Origin of the sequence: uncultured Succinivibrio sp., from assembly GCF_902756765.1 — a bacterium.
In the GTDB taxonomy this organism is placed as follows: Bacteria; Pseudomonadota; Gammaproteobacteria; order Enterobacterales; family Succinivibrionaceae; genus Succinivibrio.
Map to the genome: position 1 here is coordinate 1 of NZ_CACVSS010000136.1, position 3703 is coordinate 3703.

3 protein-coding genes are annotated in these 3703 nt (G+C 38.1%); 1 reads left to right on the plus strand and 2 read right to left on the minus strand.

Going from position 1 to position 3703, the window contains the following annotated elements:
* Both QZU45_RS11385 and QZU45_RS11390 read right to left on the minus strand, forming a co-directional pair.
* The coding region (locus tag QZU45_RS11385; protein WP_295355382.1) for a pullulanase-associated domain-containing protein at nucleotides 1–630 on the minus strand (630 nt) is incomplete at its 3' end.
* Between the two features lie 382 nt (nucleotides 631–1012).
* The gene (locus QZU45_RS11390; RefSeq protein ID WP_295355384.1) at nucleotides 1013–2962 is read right to left on the minus strand and encodes a transposase; all 1950 of its coding nucleotides are present in this window, start codon (nucleotides 2960–2962) and stop codon (nucleotides 1013–1015) included.
* Between the two features lie 551 nt (nucleotides 2963–3513).
* On the opposite strand from QZU45_RS11390, the gene QZU45_RS11395 reads away from it, so the two are divergent.
* Nucleotides 3514–3703: hypothetical protein (locus QZU45_RS11395; protein ID WP_295355386.1), on the plus strand; the 190-nt coding region annotated here is incomplete at its 3' end.

A 3703-nucleotide genomic window follows, 5' to 3' on the forward strand; every position in this document is an offset into this window, starting at 1 on the left:
GTAATCACCGGCATTTTTCCACACAATAACTCTTTCAGTTAACCAGTGTGCTGATGCATAATCAACCTTCAGACCTGCACTGCTTCCCATTTCTTCAAAAGCTTCTTTGGTTGTTGCATATGATCCTGTCTTTTTAGCAGAGAGCGTAATAGAGTGATCATCACCAGTCCAAACCAGTTTCTGGTCACCCTGCAACTTATTCTTATCAGCATCTCTTACAATAACGCCCATACATCCGTCAGCGTTATCATTATTTATAGTAAGTTTCCAATACGGACCGTAATCATTCTTGCCTTCCGGAGTTACTGATTGATCATCCCAGCTGGCATTTACCTGAGTTGTTGCAGCACAACCTTGATCCCACAAATGTAAACTGAAACCGCTTGGATCTTTTGACCCCTGACTGCCATATTCCGGGTCAAGCCACTGAACCATCAAATACCCTGCTTCCGACTGCACAACATCTTCTTCAGGAGTTGGCAAATATATGGTTTTAACAGCATACTTAGAAGGAGCTGCAGGATCAAACGATGATGAAGATGAACTCGAAGAGCCACCGCAAGCGCTTAAAGACACTGCCACAAAGCAAGGCATTGTCCAAAGAGCTAGTTTGCTAATTTTTGTTTGCATATGATAACTATCCTATAAGAAAACAAGAAAGATAATAAAAAATAACCTACGATAATTACGTTCTGCAGATGTTTATATAACAGTTGATCCAAGCAACAAATAAATTCTGCGCCTCAACTTCAAACCATAAAAATCAAAATAAACACCCTAAATGAATACGTTAAGTGATAATGTCATACATTGCGCACAAATAATTAAACAAATAAGAATACAACAAAAGCTCACTTGCAAAATAATAACTTAATTATTTTTATCGTCCGGGTATCATTTAGATTTTCAAAGTTTTATGACAGAACATAAGAATCGTAGGATAATCTACTACACTGCTGATATAAGTCACAATTTATTATTGATTTTTTAGTATTAGGTCTAAAATCCCAGCTTAGACCTTCTTAAAATTCCAAGGCATAGCCTTTTCAAGAATTGCATTTCTCTCTTCAGGTTGAATACCCGGATCTGTCAATTTTTCTCGATGCAATCCAATATACCTGAACAGGTATGCAAGGTATTCTCCCAGATGCACTCCGTGCTTTTTACAGGTTTCATGGAATGATGAGAATACGGCTGTAGACTTTGCTCCTTCAACTGAAGCAAATCCACTGGCGGTTGAATGCCTTAACACTGCAAAGTCTCGTATGGATCTCTCTGCGTCAGAGTTATCCAGAGGAATATCTCCATCCTCCATGATTCTGGTGAATTTTTCCCACTGGTTATATGCGTACTTAACAGCTTTTATAAACTTGGCTGTATATACCTCCGATGGATTTTTACATTTCTGCATCTTCTTGTAGCATTCATCAACCAGTTTCTTAATTTCGTCGAATTTTTCTCTTACCTCTCCCTCTTTTCTTATTTTTGTTCGTTCTTCAGAGGTTTTGCATTCCTTGTCCCTGTGAAAGATGAATTTCAGAAGATTAATTATCTGCTCCGAAATTTTGTAATCTTCACTGTCTGCTTTTCTGTGATTCTCATGCACGTCATAGACTTCCCAGAAATATCTGCGAAGATGAACCATGCAACCTACCAGAACTGCGTAGAAGTTTTCTTTATCATCCTTTAACCATTCCACATCGTACCAGCCGTCTGTTGAAATCACGATATCGTTGCCATCGTTATCGACCCAGTTCCTGCCGTCAAAATGATTATGCAGAATTGCAAACGGAACTGTCTGCGATCTGGTGTTCGCATAGTGATAGAAACATCCGGTTGCTGATGTAAACACTATCATGTACTGGCGGTTGTTCTTTTCTGCCTGACAATGAATAAAGGTCTCATCAAGATGTATTACCTTGTTATCCAGCACTTTGCTAATCAAATATTGATAAGCAGGCTCTATCCAGTCTGACGCAAAAATAAAATATCTTGCAAGCTGCTGCCTTGTTATACTGAACCCGAGCGAATCACTGACATCCTGTGCTATCCTGTTCATCGGTATTCGATTCATCATCCTTGATTCAATCATCTCTGACATAAAATCGAAACCTACAACTGTCTTTGGAAGAAAATCCTTTTCCGGATTTAATCCGACAATTGTTGCGGCAGGAGTATTTCTATTTGCTGAATCCTGTTCGGCAATACGTTCTGCTTCAGCATCCGGTGCTGATTCATGTTCCCGGATTTCTTCATATAAAGGAACGTATTTTGTAACCTTAACCTTTGTTGTATAGGTTATTACCCTGCTGTCGGAACATTCTTTCCAACCTTTGAAAACATACTTTTTCCCGTCCCTTTCTATCTGCTGAGGAACTTTTGCTGTTGCTTCCTCTCTGGTTGATGCTCCTAGAACGTTTCCGTTTACATCAAGAAAATCTGTCCGTTCAATATCGCAACAGTCCAGCTTTGTCTTATTACTCTGTCTTTCTCTTGTCTTGCTGTTTTTTCTTTTACTCTGCGGTTTTTCAGTCGTCTCCTGAGGCGCCGGTTGTTCCTTTTGCTCTCTTCCTCCCTGAAACACAAGCCGCCTTAATGCATCCAAATCTACATTCTTCGAATGAAGAAGAGTCCTCAAAGACTTTATCAGCTCCTGGAATTGTAATATCTGCTGATTTTTCTGCCCCTGATTTTCTAAAAGTTCCTGATTTGACTTTGTCAGATTTTCTATCGTTTGTGTTTGTTGCTCTATCGTCTGGGTTTGCTGCTCTATCGTCTGTTTTAGCGAATCTATAGATACCTTTAAATTATCTGTCTGACTTGCAGTAAGTTCAAAAAGCATATTGAAGGTCGCAATCAGAAGATTAACAAGAAGAGATACCGATTCTGGCAGTGTGGATAATTCTCCATTTAACTGCTCTACTACAGAATCAAATTGAGCTTTAATCTCTTCCTTTGACATCGTCAACCCTTGATATTGCTGATATTATGCTATGTAAGTATTATACCAAACACTTTTTTTCGGGCTTTTAAACTCCTGTTTTTACTAACACTGACTCTCTAAAAGATCCGTATATGCCTGTATATTGCTCATATGGATCCCTGACGTGAAAAAATGACAAAACTGCCATCAAAGAAAAAACATCGCCGTAGAACGCTTGCCAGAGGCAATTTACGACATACCTTCAAAAAAATATTTTTACTCCGGAATGTGATGTATATCTCGCAAAATTTACATGCGAAAATTGAGTGAAATCGACCATCTTTTAGATGGTATAATTCCTCTCAGAACAGTGTAAAAATTAGGGTTTAAGACCTAATACCAAAATTTTAAACCGACACCCAAATCCCCCTGATTTTGCAATACCTAACAACAAATTTAAAAACAAATGTGATACAAGGATCAAATTGACAAAATAACTTGTGAGATAAGGATCACATTAATTAAAACCCGATTGATTATTCGAACACGATGATTTTTAATGGTGCTAGATTGTTTTTTTAGGTTGGTTTATGGGTTTAGATTTCTTTTCGGATGCGGGTTCGCTGTTCAGTATGAACGCACTTAAAGACTCCTGGAATAATTTTAAGTCCAAGAATCAGTTCTCCTCATCCCAATTAAAATTCAAAGAATTAGCCGATTATGAGTCTGTTCCTGATAATGAACTTTCTCTTGATGGAAGATATTGGAAGAAAAAATATA